Origin of the sequence: Aeromicrobium sp. 9AM (assembly GCF_902506105.1) — a bacterium.
Lineage (GTDB): Bacteria > Actinomycetota > Actinomycetes > Propionibacteriales > Nocardioidaceae > Aeromicrobium.
Genome location: NZ_LR733304.1, coordinates 2,152,098 through 2,175,387, shown reverse-complemented (window position 1 = coordinate 2,175,387; position 23,290 = coordinate 2,152,098). Strand labels below are relative to the sequence as shown.

Sequence of the window (23,290 nt, the reverse complement as noted above, 5' to 3'; positions counted from 1 at the left end):
CCTCAGGGGAGCGACGTCGACGCGGTCCTGAGGGCCGCGATGAACTCGTGGACGATGTCCGAGCCGGACGCGTGGGACGCCACGGCCCACACGCGTCGCCTTGCAGCGGGGAGAACGCTGGCATGCAGGGTGGCCATGTCGAGCGAGCGGAGCGCGGTGCCCGGCATCGTGATGACGCCGAGACCTTCGGCCACGAACGACGCCTGCACGTAGATGTCCTCGGTGCGCAGGGCGATCCGCGGCTCGAACCCGGCCGCCAGGCACAGCGTCTCGATGCCCTGGCGGCACCGGTCGCATCCGGCGATCCAGCTGGAGTCGCGATGCGCCTCCACGGTGTCGTCGGGTGTCGTGCTCAGCAGATAGATGGGGTCCTCGTAGAGCTTGACGGCGAGCAGGTCATCCGCCGGTGGCAGGTCGTCAGGGCGGTGGACGATCCCGACATCGATCTCGTTCGCGCGTACGAGCACCAGCGAGTCCTCCGGGTGACTCTCGCGGAGCTCGAGCTCGATGTCCGAGTGCGTCGCCCGGACGGACGCGAGTGCGGGCGGCACGAGCGAGAGCAGGGCGGACTGGAACGCGGCGATCCGCAAGCGGCCGTGCAGCTGGCGGCTGAGTGCGCCGACCTCGGACTCGGCATCCCCGATGCGCCGGAGGATCTCCCTGGCCCGGCTGGCGAGCAGCTCGCCCTCCGGTGTGAGCACGATGCCCCGGCCGACACGGCGAGTCAGGGTCGCACCGACCTGCTCCTGGAGCCTGGCCAGATGATGACTGACCGACGCCTGCGCGTAGTGCAGCTCCTCGGCGGCGGCCGTGATCGAGCCGGTGCGGGCGATCGCGTCGATGACGCGAAGCCGGTTCACATCCATCCATCGAGCATATCGATGAGTTCGCGCGATTTCCCACCTTGATCGATGTGAGCCTCGTTGACAGCATCGAGTCATGGACATCCAGCCGCAGGTCGCGAGCCGGTACGTCGACCTGTTCCGACGCCGCGAGTTCTGCGCGCTCTGGACAGGCAGCGCCCTGGGCGTGGCCGCGGGCACGGTGGCCGGCCTGAGCCTGGGAACGCTGATCTACGCGCAGACCGGATCGCCCCTGCTGGCCTCGGCCGCGATGTTCGGGCCGTCGCTCGTGCAGCTCGCCGGCGCCGGCACGCTGATGTCCGCCGCCGACACCGTGCGGCCGCGACACGCCCTGACCGCGGTGTGCGTCGCCACGACGATCGGGCTCGCGCTGCAGGCCGCCCTGCCGCTCGCTCCGTGGGTCCGGCTGCTCGTCGCCCTCGCGGTGGCGTTCGCCATGTCGATCGGCAACGGTGTGCGCTGGGGGCTCCTGGCGGAGGTGCTGCCGCAGGGTCAGTACGCACTTGCGCGTTCGGCGATGAACATCTCGGTCGGCGTGATGCAGGTGCTGGGCTTCGCGATCGGCGGATCGCTGCTGCGGCTGCTCCCCGTCGAGCAGGTGCTCTGGGTCGCCGCGGCACTTGCCGCCGTGGCGGTCCCGATCACCTGGACCGGTGTGAGCGACCGCCGCGCACGGCGTACGGGACGGGCCGGGCTCCGCGAGACCTGGCGCGGCAACCGCGCCCTGTTGACGCTCCCGTCCACTCGGCCGTTGCTGATTGCGTTGACGGTCCCCAACGGACTGATTGCCGGGTGCGAGGCGCTGTTCGTCCCGTACGCCGGTGACGCGGCGGCGGCCCTCTTCGTCGCCGGCGCCGCCGGCATGCTCCTCGGTGACGTGATGGTCGGCCGGGTCCTCTCCGGACCGCATCGACGGGCATCGGCGACGTGGCTGCGTTGGTGGCTGGCGGTGCCGTTCCTGTTCTTCGCGCTGCGCCCGGGCACTTCGCTGGCCGCCCTCCTGGCCGGCTGCGCCTGCATCGGGTACGCGGCCACGCTCGCGCAGCAGGAAATGCTCGTCGAGCTGACCCCGCCGCATCTGTCCGGCCAGGTGCTCGGCGCAGAGTCGGCCGCGCGGGCCACCTGCCAAGGTTTCGGCGCGCTCCTCGCCGGGGCGTTGGCCGAGGGAATCGCCCCCGGGGTGACGATCGCCCTGCTCGGTGTGGTCTCCCTGCTGGTCTCCGCGGCCCTCACCCGCCCGCTCGTACGGGCCACCCAGACTCGGCCGATCCAGCACCACTGGACGGTCGGAACCATGGTCGCGACCACAGCAAGGAGGCCCTGACCACGTACGTATTGACGATCTCGATGCGTTCCATCGGCGATTGGCATTGGACCTGTGCGTCGATCCGACCAAGACTCGAGACCGTCGTCCGCTCCATCTCGAACACATCACCAACCAGAGGAGAAGCACCAGCATGACCACCACCCGCAAGCTCATCGTCCAGCAATGGGTCACCGTCGACAACATCGCTGCGGAGGAGGACGGCGGACTCAGCTTCGTGTCTCCTGAGCCGTTCGACGACGACGCCCCCACCCCGTTCCAGACGAGCTTGATGAGCTTCATGGACTCGCTCGACACCATGATCCTCGGCGCCAACACGTACGCCCAGAGCGTCGGCTACTGGCCGCACGCCGAGGACCAGGGCGAGTGGGGACGCAAGCTCAACAACCTGACCAAGTACGTCGCCTCGTCGAACCTGGACGAGGCGCCGTGGGGCGACTTCCCTGCCGCCACCGTGACCAGCGACCCGGTCGCGACGCTCAAGGAGCTCAAGGCGCAGGACGGCAAGGACATCTGGCTCTGGGGCAGCCTGACGCTGATGCAGTCCCTGATCGAGGCGGGTGTCATCGACGAGGTCCGGATGCTGGTCTGCCCGGCGTCCCGCGGCGCGGGGAGGCACATCTTCGAGGACCGGCGCGACCTGAAGCTGGTCGAGGCGACCGGCTTCGACAACGGGATCGCCCTGATGCGCTACGCGGTCGTCGCATGAGCATCGTGCGGATGGATCACGCCGGCATCGTCGTCGAGGACCTCGACGCGGCGATCGGGTTCTTCGTCGAGCTCGGCATGGAGCTCGAGGGCCGGGCGACGGTCGAGGGCGAGTGGGTCGACCAGCTCATCGCCCTGGAGGATGCCAGGGCGGACATGGCGATGCTGAAGACCCCGGACGGTCACAGCCGGGTCGAGCTCTCGACGTTCGAGCGGCCCGTGGCGACCAACGCTCAACCGTCGCCGCCGGTCAACGTCCCCGGCATCCCGCGCCTCGCGTTCGTCGTCGACAACGTTGATGACACCTTCGAACGCCTGCGCCCGCACGGGGCCGAGCTCGTGGGCGAGATCGCGGAGTACGAGACCTACTACCGCTACGGCTATGCCCGCGGTCCTGCCGGCGTCATCATCGGGCTGGTCCAAGAGCTCAGCTGATGACAAGGGGAGGAACGATCATGCACCCGGACGAGGTCACCGAGATCCTGGACCGGCCGATCAGCCAGGAGCTGTTGGCCCGCGACATCACGCGACTGGCGTACGTCGCCAAGGACGGGACGCCACGCAACGTGCCCATCGCGTTCGCCTGGAACGGCACGACGATCGTGATGTGCACGGCCAAGAACGCTCCGAAGCTGCGGGCGTTGAGCGCGAACCCGATGGTCGCCCTGACGATCGACACCGAGGTGCACCCGCCCAAGATCCTGCTCATCCGGGGGTGGGCCGAGCTGGACCACGTCGACGACATCCCCGACGAGTACCTCCAGACGACGAGCACCTACGAGATGACCTCTGAGCAGCGAGTCGAGTGGGAGAAAGAAGTGCGTTCGATCTACTACGACGGAATGGTCCGGATCGTGGTGACGCCGACCTGGGCGAAGCTCATCGACTTCGAGACGACGCTGCCGATCGCGGTCGAGGAGCTGCTCCAGCAACGGGAGGCGCGTCAGCGCAACTGAGCCAGGACACAGACCCAGCCGTCCTCGTGAGCGGATCGTTCGGTCCACGCCGGAGTCAGTCCGGCGCGCTTCAGCTCAGCAAGCAGGTCGTCCTCGGATCGGAGCACCCGGTAGTAGGGCCGGCCGGAGTCTCCCTCCTCCCAGCTCGTCCCCTCGCCGATGGGGATGGAGACGAGGAAGCGGCCTCCGGGCCGCAAGGCGCCGGCAACCTTCGAGAGGACCGCGGTGAAGTCGTCAGGCTCGACGTGCTGGAGGACATGGATGGCGACGACAGCGTCGTAGGGGCCGCCGAGGTCATCGTTGATCGCGTCGAGCCGGTCGACCTCCTTGCCGCGCGCACGCTGCTGGTCGATGAAGGCCTGCGTGATGTCGGTGCGGCGTACTGACACCCCGGCCTCCTCGAGCTGGTCGGCATCCCAGCCCGGGCCGGAGCCGATCTCGAGGACGTGACCGCCGGGGACCGCTTCTGCCAGCCGATCGAGTGCTCCGGCCATGACCCGGCTGCCGGCCGTCTCGCGGGCATAGTCATCGGCGATCAGCTCGTACGACTCGACCGTGCGCGCGTTGTTGGTGTCGGGCTCCATGCCGGGAGCCTAGGCCTCCGTTGGTGTACAAGCGGTCCCGCTCGCTAGTGAGGCCGCCCGCGGCCGAACGGGAGGGGCCGAGGAACGAGGCCCCGAAGCGTCGTGAGTCGAACGCTCGCTCGAGCCTGTCGCCGTTCGCCCCTTCGGTCGCTGGCGCTCCCTCCCAGTCGGCCGCTGGCGGCCTCCTTAGGGGCCGGGTTCGGGCCTTGAAGGCACGGGACTTAGCGGCGCGTCACGAGGCAGTCGGCCAAGGCTGGGCGCTGGTCGTCGCCGACCGTCGCGGTCACGACGATGCCCTCGGGCTCGTCCCACGCGGCGATCGACAGGGTCTCGCCGGGGAAGACGACGCCGGCGAACCTGGCGCTGAAGCCCCGGACCGCGGCCGCCTCGCCGCCGAGCATCAGGTCGATGACCTCGCGCAGCACGATGCCGTACGTTGCAAGGCCGTGGAGGATCGGCGCCGGGAACCCCGCTGCCTTGGCGAACTCGGGGTCGGCGTGCAACGGGTTGCGGTCGCCGCAGAGCCGGTAGAGCAACGCCTGCTGCGGGGTGACGGTGTACGTCGTGGCGGCGTCCGGCTCGCGGTCGGGCACCGGCACGGCAGTGCTCTCGCCCCGGTTGCCGCCCCAGCCGCCCTCGCCCTTGACGAAGATCGACGACCGTACGCGCCACAGCTCGGTGCCGCCCGGCCCGGTGGCGACGCCTTCCTGCCAGATCACGGCGGCCCGGTCCTTGTCCCAGATGTCGGTGATGCGGGTCGTGAGCCGGGCCGTGCCCGTGGCGGGCAGCGGGCCGATGACCCGGACCTCCTGTGCGCCGTGGACGACCTGGGCCAGGTTGATGTCGCAGCCCGGCAGGTCGAGCGTCGGAGGGTTGGTCTCGTGGAACGACGGGGCGACCACGGCGAAGGTCGGCAGCACCTGCAAACGGGGGTCGTCGAGGGTCCAGCGCAGGGCGTCGGTCGAGACGTTGTCGCCCGGGCTCGAGCCGGCGCCGACCGCCAGGTGATAGAGCAGCACGTCGCTGCTGGTCCACGAGAACTCGCTCGTTCCGGTCTCGGCTCCGATGGCGACCTTGGGGTCGATCGGCATCAGTCGTTGCTCCCCGTACGCGCGATGTCCTCCGCGGCGAGGTAGCCGAACGTCATCGCGGGCCCGATCGTCGCGCCCGGGCCGGCGTACGTGTGGCCCATGACGGCCGACGAGCAGTTGCCCGCGGCGTAGAGCCCCTCGATGACCGACCCGTCGGGGCGCAGCGCCCGGGCCCGCTCGTCGGTGACGATGCCGCCCTTGGTGCCGAGGTCGCCGGGCACGATCTTGACGGCGTAGTAGGGCCCGTGGTCGATGCGGTGCAGCGACGGGTTCGGCTTCACGCGCGGGTCGGCGTAGTAGCGGTCGTACGCGCTGTCGCCGCGGTGGAAGTCCTCGTCGTTGCCCGTCTCCGCGAAGCCGTTGAACCGGCGCACGGTCTCCGCCAGCGCCTCCGCGGGAACGTCGATCTCGGCCGCGAGTTCGCTCAGCGAAGCGGCCTTGCGCACCGTGCCGAACTTGAACCAGCGACCGGGGAACGGTTGCCGCGGCGAGAGGCCGGCGAACAGGTAGCGGTTGCGATAGCGCTGGTCCATGACGAGCCACGCGGGTACGTGCGAGACGCCGGTGGCCTCGCCCGCATAGATGGCATGCGTCGCCTCGACGTACGGCAGCGCCTCGTTCATGAACCGTTGGCCGGCGGAGTTGACGATGATCGAGCCGGGGAGGTTGCGCTCGGCGAGGCAGAACCACGGGCCCGAGGGCAGCGGGATCGTCGGTCCCCACCACGCGTCATCCATCAGGTCGGTGGCTGCACCGATCGCGACGCCGGCCTCGATGCCGGCACCGGTGTTGGTGGCCGCGCCGGTGCTCCAGGCTGCCTCGGTGGGGCTCGGCAGGTATTTCCCGCGCAGCGTGTCGTTCTGCTCGAATCCGCCGGAGCCGAGGATCACGCCGCGGCGCGCGCGGATGACGATCTCGGCGCCGTCCTGCTCAGCCCGGACGCCGACGACCCGGCCGCCCTCGATCAACAGGCCGGTCAGCGGGGTCTCGTAGTGGACCGGCACACCGGCATCCATCAATCCCTTGCGCAGGCTGATCGTGAGGGCGTTGCCCATCGCGTACATGCGACGGCCGCGGAACGTGCTGATCATCCGCTTGAGCACGACCCGCATCATCGTCAGCGGTCCGCGGATGGTGCGCAGGCCGAGGCTGATCTTGCGGAAGTCGGCCTGCGTGACGATGAGGTTGGCAGGCGCCTTGGCGTACGGCGGGTGCAACCGGTCGAGCTCAGTGCCGAGGATGCGGCCGTCCATCGGGACCGGCTCGACGCTGCGTCCACGCGGCCGTCCGCCGGGCTGCTCGGGCAGGTAGTCGGAGTACTCCGGGACCCACTTCAGCTGCACCGGGGTGTTGTCGAGGAGGAAGTCGATGACCTCGGGGCCGCGGTCGAGGAAGGTGTCCCGGCGCTCCTTGGGAACGTCGTCACCGACGATCGAGTCGAGGTACGTCCTAGCCTGCTGCGCGTCGTCGGCGTCGACCTGCCCGGCATCCCGGAGCGCCCGGTTGCCGGGGATCCACACGCCGCCACCGGAGCGCGCGGTCGACCCGCCGAAGTACGCACTCTTCTCGATCACGACGGTGTCGAGACCATGCTGCGCAGCGGCGAGAGCGGCCGTCATACCGGCGCCTCCGGCACCCACGACAACGACGTCACACGTCTGTTCCATCGGACCTCCGGTCAGGGCTGACTACCGCAAAACTGTAACAGGTTCTAGTATGGCGAGCGTGACCTCCACCAAGGCTGATCCCGCCGCCATCGCTGCGGCGACCGGGCGGCTCGCGCAGGCACTGGAGTCCCGAGTGCCGTGCGCAGCGGTCCGTGACCTGATCGGGACCGACGACCTGCCGGCGGCGTACGCCGTGCAGCAGGGACTCGTCCAACGGCGGCTTGACGGGGGTGTGACCGTCGTCGGCCGCAAGATCGGCGCGACCTCCGAGGCGGTGCAGAACCAGCTCGGTGTCGACCAGCCCGACTTCGGTTACCTGCTCAGCGACATGGACGTCAGCCACGGCACGGATGGCACACCGATCTCGATGCGCACCCTCCTGCAGCCCCGGGTCGAGGCGGAGGTCGCCTTCCGGTTGAGACACGACATCGACGTGCCCGAGGAGCAGATCACGATCGACCTGGTCCGTGAGGCCGTCGACGTGGCGATCCCCGCGCTGGAGATCGTCGACTCGCGCATCGAGGGCTGGGACATCACCTTCACCGACACGGTCGCCGACAACGCGTCCAGCGGCCTGTACGTCGTGGGCGACGCGGGGCTCCCGCTGAGCGAGATCGAGCCGCGGGACGTCGAGATGAGCCTGACCATCAACGGCGAGGAGCGGTCGTCCGGCAACGGAGCCGCGTGTCTCGGCGACCCGCTCGAGGCGCTGCGATGGCTCGCCGTCCAGGCCGCCCGCTTCGGCGACCCGCTGCGTGCGGGCAACCTGATCCTGTCCGGGGCTCTCGGGCCCTTCGTGCCGTTCGCCGCGGGTGACCGCGTCACGGCGTCCATCAGCGGGTTCGCACCGCTGACCGTCTCCTTCGAGGAGTAAGACCATGCCCAACAAGGTCACCGCGGCCATCGTCGGACCCGGCAACATCGGCACCGACCTGCTCTACAAGCTGCTCCGCAGCGACCTGATCGAGCCCCGCTGGATGATCGGCGTCGACCCTGCGTCCGAGGGGCTCGAGCTGGCGCGCCAGCGTGGCGTCGAGGCCTCGCACGAGGGTGTCGACTGGCTGCTCAAGCAGGACGAGCTGCCCGAGCTGATCTTCGAGGCCACCTCGGCGTACGTGCACCGCGAGTACGCCCCGCGCTATGCCGAGGCCGGCATCCGCGCGATCGACCTGACTCCCGCCGCCGTCGGTCCCGCGGTCATCCCTCCCGTCAACGGCGAGGAGCACCTCGGCGCCGACAACGTCAACATGATCACGTGCGGCGGGCAGGCCACGATCCCGATGGTGCACGCCGTCTCGCGGGTGACCCCCGTGCCGTACGCCGAGATCGTCGCCTCGGTGTCGAGCGCGTCGGCCGGGCCCGGCACCCGCGCCAACATCGACGAGTTCACCCGCACGACCAGCGCGGGAGTGGAGACGATCGGCGGTGCCGAGCGGGGCAAGGCGATCATCATCCTCAACCCGGCCGAGCCGCCGATGATCATGCGCGACACGATCTTCTGCGGTGTCAGCGCCGACGCCGACCGCGACGCGATCTCCGAGTCGGTCGTACGCATGGCGCGGCAGGTGCAGGAGTACGTCCCCGGCTACCGGTTGCTCCAGGATCCGCAGTTCGATGACGCCTCCGACGCGACGATGGGCCTGACCAAGGTCAGCATCTTCGTCGAGGTCGAAGGCGCCGGTGACTACCTGCCGCCCTACGCAGGCAACCTCGACATCATGACCGCCGCCGCCACGCGGGTCGGCGAGTCGATCGCGAAGGAGATCGCCCGATGAGACACCCCGAAAAACCGCTCGCAAGCTCGCGCTTTCCCGGGGGCCCCAGATGACCATCACCCCCGTGTCGGGCATCGACCCGGCCATCGACGTCCTGGCCCGCACCTGGATGCAGACCGACCCTGAGAGCGGCCTCGACCTCCGACTCACCGACACGTGCCTGCGTGACGGCTCGCACCACAAGCGGCACCAGTTCGTGCCCGACGAGGTTCGCGGCATCGTCGCAGCGCTCGACGCTGCGGGCATACCGGTCATCGAGGTGACGCACGGCGACGGGCTCGGCGGCTCGTCGTTCAACTACGGCTTCTCGAGGACTCCCGAGCAGGAGCTCATCAAGCTGGCGGCCGAGACGGCGACCCGTGCCCGCATCGCGTTCCTCATGCTTCCCGGCGTCGGCACCAAGGACGACATCCGTGCCGCGCAGGACAACGGCGGGCAGATCTGCCGCATCGCGACGCACTGCACCGAGGCCGACACCTCGGGGCAGCACTTCGGCCTCGCTCGCGAGCTCGGGCTCGAGACGGTCGGCTTCCTCATGATGAGCCACACCCAGCCGCCCGAGGTGCTGGCCCGGCAGGCGCGCATCATGGTCGACGCCGGCTGCCAGTGCGTGTACGTCGTCGACTCGGCCGGCGCGCTGATCATGGAAGGCGTCGCCGACCGGGTCGCCGCGATCGTCGACGAGATCGGCCGCGAGGCCACCGTCGGCTTCCACGGTCACGAGAACCTCGGGCTCGGTGTCGCCAACACCGTCATCGCCGCGCGTGCCGGAGCGACCCAGATCGACGGTTCCGTACGCCGGTTCGGTGCCGGGGCCGGCAACACGCCACTCGAGGCGTTCATCGGCGTCGCCGACAAGCTCGGCTGGCGCACCGGCGTCGACTTCCTGCAGATCGTCGACGCCGCGGAGGATGTCGTACGCCCGGCGATGCCCGAGGAGTGCACGCTCAACCGGATGACGCTGATGATGGGCTACGCCGGGGTCTACTCCTCGTTCCTCAAGCACGCCGGCAACGCCGCCGAGCGCTATGACGTCTCGGGCGCGCAGATCCTCCTGGAGGCCGGCCGGCGCAAGCTGATCGGCGGCCAGGAGGACCAGCTGATCGACATAGCCCTGATGCTCAAGGCGAAGAACGACGCGAACGCCTAGGTCAGTACTGGACCGACTCGACCTCGTCGAAGATCTCGAAGCGGGGTACGCCCACGACGCCGGCCTCGCTCATGACGTTCTTGAGCTCGGGGTCGTCCCGGAACTGCTGGGCGGCTTCCGCCGTGTCGAAACCCGCGACGATGGTGATGTTGTTGCCGTTGTCGACGTTGCGGTTGAGCCGGTGGAAGCGGGCGCCGCCCCTCGCGGGCGGGAACGCGTCGAAGGCGGTCTTCCAGGTGTCGTAGTCCTCGACGTCGTGGTTGATGGCCATCACGTACATGGTGGTGCTCCTTCGGGGTTGGATGCGTTCGTCAGCCAGACTCCGAGGTCACGTAGCACTGACGATAGGCCTGCATCCCGTCCTTGACTACGTCTTGAGTGCGTCAGCTGCTGAAGCGCTGCTGGAAGTCGCCGTAGGAGATGGCGCCGTCGGCGAAGCCGAACGTGCCGTGCTCGAGCATCTCCCGGCCGGCGTTCTCGACGAGGGTGAGCGCCGCACGGGTCAGGGTGCCGCCGATGCTGATGCGGGCGACGCCGAGCTCGCGCAGGGTCGCGGCGTCCAGGACGGGCTCGACCAGTCCGGCGACCACGTTCACGGGTGCGTCGATCTCGGCGGTCAGGCGGCCGATCTCGTCGGCGTCGCTGACGCCGGGCACGAAGATGCAGTCGGCTCCGGCGTCCACATACTCCTGGGCTCGCCGGATCGTCTCGGCGTACGCGTCGGGGTGCTTGGCCATGTACGTGTCGGTGCGGGCGTTGAGCACGAAGGTGCCCTTGGGCGCACTGCTGCGCGCCGCTTCGATGCGCTCTCGGCCTGCTTCGACCGGGATGAGCTCGCCAGGCTGGATCGCGTCCTCGAGGTTGCATCCGACGACGCCGACGCGGACGGCCTTGGCGACGTCCTCGGCGTTGGGGCCGTAGCCGGACTCCAGGTCGGCCGTCACCGGGCAGTCGACGGCCTCGACGATGCAGTCAAGCATCTCGGCGCCTTCCATGTGGGCGTCGGCGCGGCCGAGGCTGAACGCAATGCCGGCGCTGGTCGTGGCGATCGCGCTGAACCCGACCTGCTCGAGGATCCGGGCCGATCCACCGTCCCATGCGTTCGGCAGGAGGAAGCCCGCGCCGGGTCGGTGCAGGGCGAGGAAGGCGGCGGCGCGGTCGGTGTTCGTCATGAGCGCCAGTCTCGCAGGATTGTTGCCTGAGAGGCAGGGCCGGCTGGTCATTCTTGCACAAGGGTCTGACATCCGATTTAGTCCGCCGTTTCAGTGAATTACCTATTGTCATCGAACACCTGTTCGAGTAGAATGCGTGTATGAATCCGGGGGTCACGATCGACGCGATGCGCACCGCCGCGCACACGCTTCGGACCGGTGACGTGCGGGAGAAGCTGCATGCGTTGCAGTCTGTGCAGTACGCGATCGACGCCGCTCAGGCTGCGTTGCTGGCTGAGCTGGAGGCGTCCAAGGAGTTCGAGCTGGACGGCGCGTCGACGTTGAACACGTGGGTCCGCAACGAGCTGCGGATGAACGCCGGCCCGGCCAACGCGCTGGTCCGCAACGCGATCGTGCTGCGGGACCTTCCCTTGGTGGCTGAAGCCGCGTTCAGTGGCCAAGTCAGCGCCGCGCACGTCCGGGCGTTCGTCTACGGCCTCAAGCATGTGGGTCTGGACCCGATGCGCCAGCACGAGGATGTCCTTCTCGCTGTGGCGTTGGAGCACGAACCGGCCGAGCTGTTCGAATCGATCAAGCACCTTCAAGGTCTCCTGCACCCCCAGGATCTCGACGACGCCTACGAGCGTGGGATGGACAAGGAAGACATCAATGTCGACGCCCTACCTGAGGGCTTCCACATCACCGGGTTCTTGAACACCGTGACTGGTGCGAAGCTCAAGAAGGTCCTCGACTCCGTCTCAGCACCCCGGGACAAGGACGACGACCGTCCCGGGTCCGAACGCCGGGTCCAAGGACTCGACGACCTGCTGTCGTCGATCCTGGCCAACGGGCTGCCCTCTGACAAAGGTGTCAAACCCCACCTGTCGGTGTTCGTCGACGCCGACACCCTCGAAGCCGCCGCCCAGCGGGCAAAGAACGCCGCCGAGAAACCCTTCACACGCCCCGACCCCACGCCTGCGACCGAGCCGGCCACACTCGCCGGCCACGGACCCATCGGACCCAGCCTGCTCATGTACTTCCTGTGCGTGTCCGAGCTCACCGCCTTCCTCATGGAGGACCGCGGGGGTCAGCGGCAGGCGCAGGTCCTCAACGCCGGCACCGCCAAGTACCAGCCCAACATCTTGCAAAGGCGAGCTGTGATCGCCCGGCAGAAGGGCGTGTGCGCCACACCCGGCTGCAACCACACACATCTGGAAATTCATCACACGATCTTCTGGTCCATGGGCGGACCCACCGACCTGGACCTCCTCATCGGCCTCTGCACCAGATGCCACCATCTGCTCCACCGCGGGCGACTGGCCATCACGGGCGACGCCGTCGACGGCTTTGAGTTCACCAACTTTCGGGGTCGGTCGTTGCGCAAACGACGACGAAGCCCCTACCGTCAAGCCGCCTGACCCTGACGTCCGGCGGCCCACCGGCACGCCGAGGGATGGCGGACAAGCAGTACGGCTGGGCAACCAGCGTGGGACCCTTGTCCATGACCAGGTACGTCTGCCCAGTGTGCGGATACCCAGCCCTGACCGAAGAGCCGTGGGGGTCTGAGGGAGATCATCCGTCGTGGGAGATATGCCCTTCGTGCGGTATCGAATTGGGTATGAGGACCCGCCCGATGAAGTCGAGCGTCACGGACGTCACCTCGAGCTTCGCCAGGCATGGATCGACGGGGGGCGGAGGTGGTGGTCGCAATCGCCGGCCCACCCTTCGCCGGCCGAACTAGGCTGGAATCCGTCGGACACTACTTAGGCTCACCGCTCCGCGGGGACGGTGATCGCTGCCTAGGAGCGGCGCACTCCGCGGTAGATGCCGCGTTCGACGATCAGGCCCTGCAGCAGGCCCCGGATGGTCCAGGCCGGGAAGCGGAACGCCCTGCCGTTGGGGGCGAAGACCTCCAAGCCGTTGGGCTGCACCCCGACGACCGATCCCCACAGGCCTCGGCGCGGGCGATAGTCACGCAGCCGCTTGCCCTTCAGCTCGGCCCGGATGTTGTGAGCCAGCAGCTTGTCGGCCCGGTTGCGGGCCGAGGTGCGGAGCGGGTCAGTCGCAGCGACGTCGCCAACTGCGAACACGCCAGGATGCCCCGACACCTGGAGACTCGGGTCGACGGTCACGAACCCGCGCTCGTCGAGCAGCTCATGGGGCAGCCACGATGTGTTGGGCTGCACCCGGCCGATCGTCCACAGCACGACATCCGCGCGTACGGGGTCCTGGCCCGTCGTCCACGCGACCGGAGCATCGGTGATCCGGTCGCACGCGAACCCGTCCGGCACGACAGCGCGATGGTCCGGGTGCACCCCGACGCCGAGCTCGGAGAGCCGACCCAGCAACGTACGCGCTGCCCGCGGGTGGTGGTGGGGGAGCGGTCGCTCGCCAGGGAAGTACAGGTCGACGCGGGTGCCCGGCCAGGTCGTCGCCGTGTTGAGCGCGCTGCTCACTGCCGCCGGGCCGCCACCGATCACCGCGATCGAAGCGGCGCCCGCCAGCCTCGCGTGGTCTGCCGCCAACGAGGCGGCCACCTCGTCGGCAGACAGCAGCCCGGCCGGCCGCCAGAACCCGTTGGTCACGCCCGTCGAGATGACCAGCACGTCGTACGGCTCCTCGGTCGCTGTTCCGTCGGCGGCCAACACCTGGACGTGTCGCGCGTCGAGGTCGACGCCGGTCAGCGTGCCGTGGACCGTACGCACGCTATCGAGACGCCGGTAGCGGTCGAACGAGATCCAGTGGTCGCGGGCCCACTCGTCGGGCTGGGTCAGCCGCGTGCCGAGCTCCTTGCCGCTGACCAGCCCCGGTCGCGACGAGATGCCGATGATGTCGGCGTGGTGCGAGAGGTGGATCGCCGTGAGCAGGCCGCTGTCGCCGAGCCCGGCGATCACCACCCGAGGTCGGGTCATACGTCGGCGCGACCACGCCGTGGCGGCCGCGGCACGAAGCGCGGCACGCGGGAGACGACCTCCGCGTACGCCGGCCGGCGCTCAAGACTGCGTTGCTCCATCATCGGGATGCTCGCGAGCTGGAACATCGCGTACATGCACGCGGCGCCGGCGAAGACCCACCAGGCATCGGGATCCGCGGCGAGGCCGAACAGCGCCAGCGAGACCCAGAAGCTGACCTCGCCGAAGTAGTTCGGGTGCCGGGACCACGCCCACAGCCCCTGGTCCATGACCTGTCCTGGCTGGCGCGTCCGGATGAACCGGTGCATCTGGATGTCGGCGGTCAGCTCGATCGTGACGGCGCCGATGCCGACCACCACGGCGACGACGTCGAGCCATCCGACGTCCCGACCCGTGCGCGTGACCACGACGTACGCCGGCAGCATGCCGAGGAACACCTGCAGCGTCGGGAAGACGTGGATGCCCATCAGGTCGGCGACCGCCTCGGCCTTGCCTGCCCGCTCCCGGACCATCGGATAGCGCCAGTCCTCGTGGTGCAGGCCCGGGAACGTCTGGATCCAGTTGACGGTCAGCCGCACCGCCCACAGCACGATGACGACCATGACGAGCCATGACCTCGTGTCATCTGCCGGCGCGTCGGATTCGATCCACCAGGCGAGCATCAGCAGTGGCGGGAGGACACTCCAGTACGCGTCGTAGAAGCTCGAGTTGTGGTGCATGCGGCTGGCGCCGAAGATCACGACCGTCGCGATGAGGTCCGCGATCAGCCCGTCCAGCCACAGCCACTCGGTCTCCGGGCCCCACGCAAACCACGCGGCGCCCGCACCGAACGCGATGACGTATGCGACGGTGACCCGCACCATGGACTCGGTCCGGCTCGCCTGCGCTGTGGTCATGCCGCAGACCGTACCTAGAACACGTTCCAGTTGCCAGCGGTTTTGGATTCCCGATACCTGGCCGCTCCAATGGACGTAGCACTAGAACGTGTTCTAGTATTGGGTCAGATCGAACTCCCAAGGAGCTGTGATGACCCAGGCCGTGCTGGACGCCGTACGTGACCTACTTCCGGCGTTCCGCGAGCGCGCGGACGAGACCGAGAGGTTGCGGCAGGTTCCTGACGCGTCGGTCAAGGAGCTGGAGGACACCGGGTTCTTCCGCATGCTGCAGCCCAAGCGCTTCGACGGGCTCGAGGCCGACCCGGTCGACTTCTACACCGCGATCAGCCTGATCGCCTCCGCTTGCGGCTCGACCGGCTGGATCTCCTCGGTCCTCGGCGTCCACCCCTGGCAGGTCGCACTGTTCGACGACACCGCGCAGCAGGCCGTGTGGGGCGACGACACGTCGACCCGGCTGAGCTCCTCGTACGCCCCGACCGGCAAGGCTGTCGTCGCTGACGGCGGCTACATGCTGCAGGGCCGCTGGAGCTTCTCGTCCGGCTCCGCGCACGCGACGTGGGTGCTGCTCGGCGGGCTCGTCTCCAACGCCGAGGGCCAGATCGTCGACTTCAAGACCTTCATGGTGCCGCGCGACAAGTACGAGGTCGTCGACGTCTGGAACGTCGTCGGGCTGTCCGGCACGGGCTCCAACGACATCGTGGTCGAGGAGACCTTCATCCCTGAGGAGTTCACCCTCTCGATGGGCGACACCGGTCGCTGCTTCGGCCCCGGCCAGGAGCAGAACCCCAGCGAGCTCTACAAGCTGCCGTTCCACTCCCTGTTCACCACCACGATCAGCACGCCGATCATCGGCATGGCCCGCGGTGCGTACGCCGAGCACGTCGAGATGCAGCAGAAGCGCGTACGTGCGGCCTATCTCGGTGAGAAGGCGTCGTCCGATCCGTTCGCAGCGGTGCGCATCGCGCGGGCCGGCAGCGAGATCGACGCGGCCTGGGCGCTGACGATGGCCAACATCCGCGAGGAGCAGGCGCTGGTCGCCAAGGGCGAGAAGATCCCGATCTCGCTGCGGCTCAAGGTGCGCCGCGACCAGGTGCTCGGCACCCAGCGGGCGATCGACGCAATCGACGACCTCTTCGAGGCGTCCGGTGGGCGCGCTCTGGCGCAGGGCACCTATCTCCAGCGGGCGTGGCGCGACGCGCATGCCGGCCGGGTGCACGCCGCGAACGATCCCGAGCGCGCGCTGCAGATGTTCGGCATGGCGGAGTTCGGGCACAAGGTCGACCCGGGAATGTACTGATGCCGAGCCTTGATCGCGAGTCGACTCGGCGGTCCGCCAAGGCCGGCGACCTGACCCTCAACTACTACGAGGCCGGCGAGCCCACCGCTGTCGGTGGCGGGCTGCCGCTCGTCATGCTGCACGGCGGCGGACCCGGCGCGTCGGCGTGGTCCAACTTCGGCTCGGCCCTGCCGGGCTTCGCCGAGAACTTCCGTACGTTGCTGGTCGACCAGCCCGGCTTCGGCCAGAGCGACAAGCCGCCGGTCGTGGGCAACTACTTCCGGTTCGCGGCCGAGGCGGTCAAGCTGCTGCTCGACGAGCTCGGCATCGACCGCATCCACCTGCTCGGCAACAGCCTGGGTGGCGGTACGGCGGCTCGGTTTGCCCTCCTCTATCCCGAACGCGTCGCGCGACTCGTCCTGATGGGACCTGGCGGGCTCAACCTCAGCCTGTTCCACGCCGACCCGACCGAGGGCGTCAAGCGGCTCATGGACTTCTCGGCGGCGCCGTCCAAGGAGGCGCTGCGGGCGTTCATCTCCAGCATGGTCGTCAACCAGGACCTCGTCACCGATGAGCTCGTCGAGGAGCGGTACGCCGATGCGACCGCGCCCGGCGCCCTGGAGGCCATGCGCTCGATGGGCATGTCGTTCTGGAACCCCGACAGCTACGAGGACGGCCTGGTCTGGCGCGACGCGCACCTGATCAAGCGGCCGACGCTGCTGACCTGGGGTCGCGAGGACCGGGTCAACCCGCTCGACGGTGCCTTCGTGGCGCTCAAGATGATCCCCCGGGCATCGCTGCATGTGTTCCCCAACTGTGGGCACTGGGCACAGATCGAGGCTGCCGACGAGTTCCGCGAGATCTGCACGGCATACCTCGCCCGTCACGTCGAGAGGAAGCGCTCATGATCGACATCCGTTCGATGGGCTATGCGCGGGTCGCCTCCACCGACCTCGACGCGTGGCGGCACTTCGGCTCCAAGGTGCTCGGGCTGGCCGAAGGGCGCGGCCCCACCGAGGAGAACCTCTACTTCCGCATCGACGAGGTCTCGAGCCGCCTGATCGTCTTCCCGTCCGATGAGGATCGGCTGGAGTGCGTCGGCTGGGAGCTCGCCGACCACGACGCGTTGCAGGGCGCCCGCGAGCACCTGACCAAGGCCGGCGTCGACTTCGTCGAGGGCAGCTCCGAGGAGCTCGCCGAGCGGCGGGTCCAGGAGATGATCCGGTTCACCGATCCGTTCGCCAACGTCTTCGAGCTGTTCCACGGCATCACCTACGAGTCGCGCCCGGTCGTCACCCCATACGCCGCGAAGTTCGTCACCGGCGACCAGGGTATGGGCCACGTCGTGATCCCCGTCGACGACGACGTCGAGGCTCTCCGGTTCTACCGCGACGTGCTGGGATTCCGGCTGCGCGACTCGATGTCGATGCCGGGTGAGTTCGTCGGCAAGGAGCCCGGCTCCAAGGTCTGGCTGCGCTTCCTCGGCGTCAACCCGCGGCACCACTCGCTGGCGTTCCTGCCGATGCCCAACCCGAGCCGCTGCGTGCACATCATGTTCGAGGTCGAGAAGCTCGACGACGTGGGCCGCGCCCTCGAGCGGGTGCGCAAGCACAAGGCTCCGCTGTCGGCGACCCTCGGCCGCCACATGAACGACGAGATGGTGTCGTTCTACGTACGCTCGCCGGGCGGCTTCGACATCGAGTTCGGCTGCGAGGGGCTGACCGTCGACGACAAGCGCTGGGTGGCGCGGGAGTCGACCGCGGTGTCGTACTGGGGCCACGCCTTCGGACAGTCGGGCTAGGTCGACGTGGGCGCCGTGACCAACGCAGACCTGCCTGAGGGCATGAGCTCCGACGCCCAGACCACCTGGCCGTCGCGTGAGCTGATCGAGTCCTATCTCGGTGGCACCCACGAGATGTTCGCGTGGCGGCCGGGCGAGATCGTCGAGATCGACGGTGACGCGGCCCAAGCCGCCGCTCGGGCGTACCGCGACGTGCTCGGCCAGTACGCCAGCGGCGTCACGGTCGTGACCACGGTGCTCGACGGTGTGCCCGTCGGGATGACCTGTCAGTCGTTCACGAGCGTCTCGCTCGACCCGCCGCTCGTCGCCTTCCTGCCGATGAAGACCTCGCGGGCGTTCGCCGCCATTCGCATGTCGCGCCGGTTCTGCGTCAACTTCCTGGCCGCCGAGCAGGCCGACGTGTCCAACACGTTCGCGTCGCTGGCCGACGACAAGTTCGCCGACATCACGTGGCAGCCGACGAGCAACGGCATGCCCCTGATCGACGGCACCGTGGGGTGGGTCGACTGCACGGTGCAGGACGTCCACGAGGCCGGCGACCACTACCTCGTGATCGGCCGGGTCGAGGACCTCGGGCACGGCGACGCCGAGAACCCGCTGCTGTTCCATCGCGGGCGCTACCGCACCGCCGACTAGGAGACTCCATGACTCTGGGTCGTAGAGCCGTCGTGATGGGCGGCAGCGTCGCCGGGCTGTGCGCCGCGGGAGCCGTGGCGCCGTACGTCGACGAGGTCGTCGTGCTCGAGCGTGACGAGCTGCCACCGGATGCCCGCCACCGGCGCGGCGTGCCGCAGAGCAAGCACCCGCACTTCCTGCTCAACTCCGGGCGACGTGCGATCGACGCGCTGTTTCCAGGGTTCGAGGCGGACCTCATCGCCGCCGGCGGCATGCCGCTCGTGGCGTCGATGGACACCGCATACCTCGAAGGACCCGGCTGGACGCCGCGCAAGCAGGGCGCACTGTCGATGGTCTACGCCTCGCGGATCCTGATCGAGCGGGTGCTGCGAGACCGGGTGCGGCAGCTGCCCAATGCGACGGTTCGCGAGGGGGCGTCGGTGACCGGCATCGACACGACGGGCGGCGGCACGCCCCACGGCCGGGTGACCGGGGTGCGGTTCTCCACGCCTGATGGCGACGAGCAGCTGGACGCCGACCTGGTGGTCGACGCCCTTGGTCGCGGCTCGTCCGTATCGGACTGGCTCGTCGCGGCCGGCTGGCCGGAGACGCCGGTCAAGACCCTCGACGCCAAGGTCACGTACGTCTCGCGTTGGTACGACCTGCCGAGCCCGGCGGAGCGCTCGGACGCCTGGTGGTGGCAGCACATGGTGCTCATGCCGACGCAGGACAAGGGCGAGCATCCGCCCGAGCACGAGTTTCTGGTCAACTTCTTCCCGATGGAGGGCAACCGCTCGATCGCCTGCATGGGGTCGTGGGGCATCGACATGCCGCGCACCGTCGAGGACTTCACCGCCTCGGCCGAGCGCCTGCGGACCCCGCAGTTCGCCGCCGCGATGGCCGCGTCGACGCCGACGTCCGAGGTGCACCTGACGCGCTCCACCGGCAACAAGTGGCGGCGCTACGACCTGCTGCCCACGGCGCCCGAAGGCATCGCGTTCGTCGGCGACGCGATCTGCGGGTTCAACCCGTTCTACGGCCAGGGCATGAGCGCCGCCGCGATGTCGGCCGTGCTCCTGCGGGACGCGCTGCGGTCGGCGACGACGCTCGACCAGTCGTTCGCCAAGGGCCTGCTCGCAGCGCAGCGCAAGAACCTCAAGGTCGCGTGGGGCATGGCGATGGCTCGCGACCGTGGCTACGAGTGCGCGACCGGCACCGAGACCGTACCGGCTTGGCAGCGCCGGATCCTGGCTGCGATGACCTGGCCGATGTTCAACGTCATCACGGGCGCGTCGCGCGAGTACCCGGTCGTCGACGAGCACTTCGCGCGCGTCTTCAACCTCGACGAGTCGATCGGCCAGATGATGCGCAACCCCCGGGTGCTGTGGGCGCTGCTGCGGTTCAAGGTCAGGTCGGCGCTGGGCCGCCTCACTTTCCCGTACGGCTTCGACTCCCAGCTCGCACCCCCCGGCAAGGACTGGACCCCAGGCGCGGATGCTCGCGAAGGCGCTCTCGCGTGAGCGCGACCTGCGACGACGCGGCCGAGCAGGTCACCCGGCAGCTGGGCTTCGACTGCCACGACGTCAGCCCGGTCATCTCGGTCCGCAATCCGTTCGACCTGGCCAGCTGGACGATGCCGGTGCTCGAGCTGCTGATCATCGTCGGCGCCATCTTTGCCCTCGTGCACGCCGTCCGCAGGTTCCGCGGCGGCGACCCGATCAACCTGGCCCTGTGGTTCGCGCCGCTGGTCTACCTCTTCGTCACCGAGCCCCCGCTGTACTTCCCCGAGTGGTTCGGGCTCGACCAGCAGTTCGGCTTCATCTTCGCCCACAACCTCTTCACGGTGCAGTTCATGTGGGACCGCCTGCCGCTCTACATCATCGCGATCTATCCCGCCCTGACCCAGCTGGCGTACGAGCTGGTGCGGGTGCTTGGAGTCTTCCGGCGCGGCGCCCTCGCCGGCTCGATCGCCGTCGCGTTCGTCTGCCAGGTGTTCTACGAGGTCTTCGACCAGCTCGGCCCGCAGCTCAAGTGGTGGGCGTGGAACGACGCCAACCAGGACGTCAACCATCCGATGTTCGCGTCGGTGCCGATGAACAGCATGGTCCTGTTCGCCTCGGTCTCGTTCGGGGTGATGACGTGGCTCGTCGTACGTCTTGTCGGTGCGACGACCGGTGCGGAGTCCCGTCGCGGCTGGTCGCTGACCTGGCGCATCGTGCTCGCCGGCGTGCTGGCGCCTCCGGCGATGAGCCTGTTCGGCATCCCGTCGAGCATCTTCGGCGGCGACACTCCCAACGTGACGGCGCAGGCCTGGGTGCTGGGCATCGAGCTCGGCCTCATCTGGATTGCCGGGGCATGGATCCTCGTCACGCACCTACGCCGTCGAGAAGAGCCGGAGCCGCTGACCCCGTTCGCCAAGATCTACCCGGCCGCATATCTGGCGGTCATGGCGGTGCTCTGGGTGTCGGCACTCCCGGCGTTCCTGGACGCCAAGGACGGCATCACCAGCGACGGCACCCCGATCGGCAGCGGCCTCTACACGATCGCCTGCTTCATCGGCGCGACGGCGGTGCTGGCGGCGCTCAACGCGAACCGTCGTGTTCCCGTTGGGGCGACCGGAAGCTGATGAGCCCGTCAATCAACCATTGACAGCCTGTCCGCCACTGGATATTTTCGGCGAGGTGGAGCAGGGGATGCTCCCGGTTGACGAATGGAATGGCTATGAAGCTGCTGGCGAGAGTTCTGTCCGTGTTGGTCCTGGTGCTGGCGGCGGGGTGGGTGACGTCGCTCCCTGCCCCTGCTGACCCGGTGGTCACACCCACCGCCAAGCCGAAGCCGAGTCCGGTCGCTGGTCTCCTCGGCCTCCTGATCGGCAACGGCGCGCCGGCCGGGACCGGCGGCCAGGGTGGCAACGGCGGGCTGCTGATCGGCAACGGCGGTTCGGCCGGCGCCGGCGGTACGGGCGGCAATGGTGGGCTGTTGATCGGCAACGGCGGATCGGCCGGCGCCGGCGGCAAGGGCGGCAACGCCGGGTTGATCGGCACGGGCGGCACGGCTGGTCAGGGCGGCACCGGAGGCAGCGGCGGCGTCGTGGCCGGCAGCGGCGGGTCGGGCGGTGTCGGCGGCTCGGGCGGCACCGGTGGATCGGCCGGCATCATCGGTAGCGGAGGGGCGGGCGGCACCGGCGGTACGGGCGGCAACGGCGGGGTGTTGGCCGGCAACGGCGGGTCAGCGGGCGGCGCGGGCAAGGGCGGCGCGGCCGGCTTCCTGATCGGCAACGGCGGCTCCACCGGCGCGGGTGGCACCGGTGGCTCCGGCGGTCTGCTGTTCGGCAAGAGCGGCCAGCCCGTGCTGTCGGCCCTGTTCTGAACGCCACCGGCCAGCGGGCACTGACCCGGCCCCGGTCGAGCCGTGGCCCGACCGGGGCTGGAGCGTCAGCTCAGGGTGCTGGCGTCGATGACGAACCGGTATCGCACGTCGGAGGCGAGCACGCGTTCGTACGCCGCGTTGATCTGGTCCGCGGCGATGACCTCGATCTCGGACGCGATGCCGTGCTCTGCACAGAAATCGAGCATCTCCTGGGTCATGGCGATGCCACCGATCATCGAGCCGGCGAATGAGCGACGGCCGCCGATGAGCGACATCGCGTTGACCCGGAACGGTGTCGGGGGAGCGCCGACATTGACCAGGGTGCCGTCGACGGCGAGCAGGCTGAGGTAGGCGTCGACGTTGATCGACGCGCTGACCGTGTTGATGATCAGGTCGAACTGACTGGCCAGGACGGCGAACGTGTCTGGGTCGGAGGTGGCGTAGTAGTGGTCGGCGCCCAGGCGGAGGCCGTCCTCCTGCTTCTTCAGCGACTGCGAGAGCACCGTGACCTCGGCGCCGAGGGCGTGGGCGATCTTGACCGCCATGTGGCCGAGTCCGCCGAGGCCGACGACGGCGACCTTGGTGCCGGGGCCCGCGTTCCAGTGCCTGAGCGGGGTGTACGTCGTGATGCCCGCGCAGAGCAGCGGCGCTGCTGCGGCCGGGTCGAGCCCTTCGGGGACCGAGAGCACGAAGTTGGCGTCCACGACGACGTGGGTGGAGTAGCCGCCCTGCGTCGTGGTGCCGTCGCGATCGGTGGCGGCGTACGTGCCGACCATCCCGTTGACGCAGTACTGCTCCTCGCCACGCAGGCAGTTGACGCACTCGCGGCACGCGTTGACCATGCAGCCGACTCCGACGCGGTCGCCGACCTGGTGGCGGGTCACCCCGGAGCCGACCTCTGCGACGGTGCCGACGATCTCGTGGCCCGGGACGACGGGGAAGGGCTGCGGGCCCCAGTCGCCGTTAACGGTGTGGATGTCGGAGTGGCAGATGCCGGCGTACTCGATGGTGATGAGGACATCGTTCTCTCCGACGGCTCGCCGGTCGATCGTGGTGAGGGCGAGTGGGGCGCCGGCCTCGGGGGCGGCGTAGGCGTTGACCTGCATGGATCTCCTTGTGGTGATGGAACTCGTGGGTTGGCGCCCGCCGGAT

The 23,290-nt window shown here is 69.0% G+C and carries 24 protein-coding genes; 15 read left to right on the top strand and 9 right to left on the bottom strand.

Annotated elements, in window-relative coordinates:
- Positions 1-2: 2 nt before the first annotated feature.
- Positions 3-866 (bottom strand): LysR family transcriptional regulator, encoded by an 864-nt coding sequence (locus BOSE46_RS17215; protein WP_159541403.1) that lies wholly within the window; start codon positions 864-866, stop codon positions 3-5.
- 73 nt (positions 867-939) lie between these two features.
- On the opposite strand from BOSE46_RS17215, the gene BOSE46_RS17210 reads away from it, so the two are divergent.
- From BOSE46_RS17210 to BOSE46_RS17195, 4 genes are all read left to right on the top strand, one after another.
- A complete protein-coding gene (locus tag BOSE46_RS17210) occupies positions 940-2,187 on the top strand; it encodes an MFS transporter (protein ID WP_159541402.1) in 1,248 nt (415 codons plus the stop codon).
- Positions 2,188-2,320: 133 nt separating this feature from the next.
- Positions 2,321-2,896 carry a dihydrofolate reductase family protein gene (locus tag BOSE46_RS17205; protein WP_159541401.1) on the top strand — a complete coding sequence of 192 codons (576 nt, stop codon included), beginning with the start codon at positions 2,321-2,323 and terminating at the stop codon, positions 2,894-2,896.
- Positions 2,893-3,330 carry a VOC family protein gene (locus tag BOSE46_RS17200; protein WP_159541400.1) on the top strand — a complete coding sequence of 146 codons (438 nt, stop codon included), beginning with the start codon at positions 2,893-2,895 and terminating at the stop codon, positions 3,328-3,330. Before BOSE46_RS17205 ends, BOSE46_RS17200 begins: the two co-directional genes overlap by 4 nt.
- A gap of 20 nt (positions 3,331-3,350) precedes the next feature.
- A complete protein-coding gene (locus BOSE46_RS17195) occupies positions 3,351-3,851 on the top strand; it encodes a pyridoxamine 5'-phosphate oxidase family protein (RefSeq protein ID WP_159541399.1) in 501 nt (166 codons plus the stop codon).
- On the opposite strand, the gene BOSE46_RS17190 is transcribed toward BOSE46_RS17195, so the two are convergent.
- The 3 genes from BOSE46_RS17190 to kstD all read right to left on the bottom strand — a co-directional run bounded on the left by BOSE46_RS17190 (position 3,839) and on the right by kstD (position 7,193).
- Positions 3,839-4,435: a bifunctional 2-polyprenyl-6-hydroxyphenol methylase/3-demethylubiquinol 3-O-methyltransferase UbiG gene (locus BOSE46_RS17190; protein WP_159541398.1), complete on the bottom strand. Its 597-nt coding sequence runs from the start codon at positions 4,433-4,435 to the stop codon at positions 3,839-3,841. The genes BOSE46_RS17195 and BOSE46_RS17190 overlap by 13 nt on opposite strands.
- A gap of 221 nt (positions 4,436-4,656) precedes the next feature.
- Positions 4,657-5,526, bottom strand: a complete 870-nt coding sequence (locus tag BOSE46_RS17185) for a MaoC/PaaZ C-terminal domain-containing protein (RefSeq protein ID WP_159541397.1) — start codon at positions 5,524-5,526, stop codon at positions 4,657-4,659.
- Positions 5,526-7,193 (bottom strand): 3-oxosteroid 1-dehydrogenase, encoded by a 1,668-nt coding sequence (gene kstD / locus BOSE46_RS17180; RefSeq protein ID WP_159541396.1) that lies wholly within the window; start codon positions 7,191-7,193, stop codon positions 5,526-5,528. Before kstD ends, BOSE46_RS17185 begins: the two co-directional genes overlap by 1 nt.
- 49 nt (positions 7,194-7,242) lie before the next feature.
- Between kstD and BOSE46_RS17175 the strand changes: the two genes are divergently transcribed.
- From BOSE46_RS17175 to dmpG, 3 genes are all read left to right on the top strand, one after another.
- Complete coding sequence (locus tag BOSE46_RS17175) at positions 7,243-8,067, top strand: 2-keto-4-pentenoate hydratase (RefSeq protein WP_159541395.1); 825 nt, start codon at positions 7,243-7,245, stop codon at positions 8,065-8,067.
- Between the two features lie 4 nt (positions 8,068-8,071).
- On the top strand, positions 8,072-8,968 hold the full coding sequence (locus tag BOSE46_RS17170) for an acetaldehyde dehydrogenase (acetylating) (RefSeq protein WP_159541394.1): 897 nt from the start codon (positions 8,072-8,074) through the stop codon (positions 8,966-8,968).
- A gap of 109 nt (positions 8,969-9,077) precedes the next feature.
- Entirely contained in the window at positions 9,078-10,118 is a 1,041-nt protein-coding gene (gene dmpG / locus BOSE46_RS17165) for a 4-hydroxy-2-oxovalerate aldolase (RefSeq protein WP_159542900.1), read from the top strand.
- A gap of 1 nt (position 10,119) precedes the next feature.
- Here the strand turns inward: dmpG and BOSE46_RS17160 are convergent, their stop codons facing one another.
- Both BOSE46_RS17160 and BOSE46_RS17155 read right to left on the bottom strand, forming a co-directional pair.
- Positions 10,120-10,398: a cyclase gene (locus BOSE46_RS17160; RefSeq protein WP_159541393.1), complete on the bottom strand. Its 279-nt coding sequence runs from the start codon at positions 10,396-10,398 to the stop codon at positions 10,120-10,122.
- A 103-nt stretch (positions 10,399-10,501) separates the two neighbouring features.
- Positions 10,502-11,290, bottom strand: coding sequence for an isocitrate lyase/phosphoenolpyruvate mutase family protein (locus tag BOSE46_RS17155; protein ID WP_159541392.1), 789 nt, complete (start codon positions 11,288-11,290; stop codon positions 10,502-10,504).
- A 140-nt stretch (positions 11,291-11,430) separates the two neighbouring features.
- Between BOSE46_RS17155 and BOSE46_RS17150 the strand changes: the two genes are divergently transcribed.
- On the top strand, positions 11,431-12,687 hold the full coding sequence (locus BOSE46_RS17150) for an HNH endonuclease signature motif containing protein (RefSeq protein WP_159541391.1): 1,257 nt from the start codon (positions 11,431-11,433) through the stop codon (positions 12,685-12,687).
- Between the two features lie 381 nt (positions 12,688-13,068).
- Here the strand turns inward: BOSE46_RS17150 and BOSE46_RS17145 are convergent, their stop codons facing one another.
- Both BOSE46_RS17145 and BOSE46_RS17140 read right to left on the bottom strand, forming a co-directional pair.
- A complete protein-coding gene (locus tag BOSE46_RS17145) occupies positions 13,069-14,181 on the bottom strand; it encodes an NAD(P)/FAD-dependent oxidoreductase (RefSeq protein ID WP_159541390.1) in 1,113 nt (370 codons plus the stop codon).
- Positions 14,178-15,077 carry a DUF1295 domain-containing protein gene (locus tag BOSE46_RS17140; RefSeq protein WP_159541389.1) on the bottom strand — a complete coding sequence of 300 codons (900 nt, stop codon included), beginning with the start codon at positions 15,075-15,077 and terminating at the stop codon, positions 14,178-14,180. Before BOSE46_RS17140 ends, BOSE46_RS17145 begins: the two co-directional genes overlap by 4 nt.
- Positions 15,078-15,207: 130 nt before the next feature.
- On the opposite strand from BOSE46_RS17140, the gene hsaA reads away from it, so the two are divergent.
- From hsaA to BOSE46_RS21620, 7 genes are all read left to right on the top strand, one after another.
- Positions 15,208-16,374 carry a 3-hydroxy-9,10-secoandrosta-1,3,5(10)-triene-9,17-dione monooxygenase oxygenase subunit gene (gene hsaA, locus BOSE46_RS17135; RefSeq protein ID WP_159541388.1) on the top strand — a complete coding sequence of 389 codons (1,167 nt, stop codon included), beginning with the start codon at positions 15,208-15,210 and terminating at the stop codon, positions 16,372-16,374.
- On the top strand, positions 16,374-17,261 hold the full coding sequence (gene hsaD / locus BOSE46_RS17130) for a 4,5:9,10-diseco-3-hydroxy-5,9,17-trioxoandrosta-1(10),2-diene-4-oate hydrolase (protein WP_159541387.1): 888 nt from the start codon (positions 16,374-16,376) through the stop codon (positions 17,259-17,261). Before hsaA ends, hsaD begins: the two co-directional genes overlap by 1 nt.
- Positions 17,258-18,154 carry an iron-dependent extradiol dioxygenase HsaC gene (gene hsaC / locus BOSE46_RS17125; protein ID WP_159541386.1) on the top strand — a complete coding sequence of 299 codons (897 nt, stop codon included), beginning with the start codon at positions 17,258-17,260 and terminating at the stop codon, positions 18,152-18,154. The genes hsaD and hsaC overlap by 4 nt, the downstream gene beginning before the upstream one ends.
- A 15-nt stretch (positions 18,155-18,169) precedes the next feature.
- Complete coding sequence (locus BOSE46_RS17120; protein WP_236551783.1) at positions 18,170-18,790, top strand: flavin reductase family protein; 621 nt, start codon at positions 18,170-18,172, stop codon at positions 18,788-18,790.
- An 8-nt stretch (positions 18,791-18,798) separates the two neighbouring features.
- Entirely contained in the window at positions 18,799-20,289 is a 1,491-nt protein-coding gene (locus BOSE46_RS17115) for an NAD(P)/FAD-dependent oxidoreductase (protein WP_159541385.1), read from the top strand.
- Complete coding sequence (locus tag BOSE46_RS17110) at positions 20,286-21,395, top strand: hypothetical protein (protein WP_159541384.1); 1,110 nt, start codon at positions 20,286-20,288, stop codon at positions 21,393-21,395. The genes BOSE46_RS17115 and BOSE46_RS17110 overlap by 4 nt, the downstream gene beginning before the upstream one ends.
- A 95-nt stretch (positions 21,396-21,490) precedes the next feature.
- A complete protein-coding gene (locus BOSE46_RS21620; protein ID WP_159541383.1) occupies positions 21,491-22,138 on the top strand; it encodes a hypothetical protein in 648 nt (215 codons plus the stop codon).
- A gap of 65 nt (positions 22,139-22,203) precedes the next feature.
- Here BOSE46_RS21620 and BOSE46_RS17100 read toward each other — a convergent pair whose 3' ends face one another.
- The gene (locus tag BOSE46_RS17100; protein WP_159541382.1) at positions 22,204-23,244 is read right to left on the bottom strand and encodes an NAD(P)-dependent alcohol dehydrogenase; all 1,041 of its coding nucleotides are present in this window, start codon (positions 23,242-23,244) and stop codon (positions 22,204-22,206) included.
- Positions 23,245-23,290 lie beyond the last annotated feature (46 nt).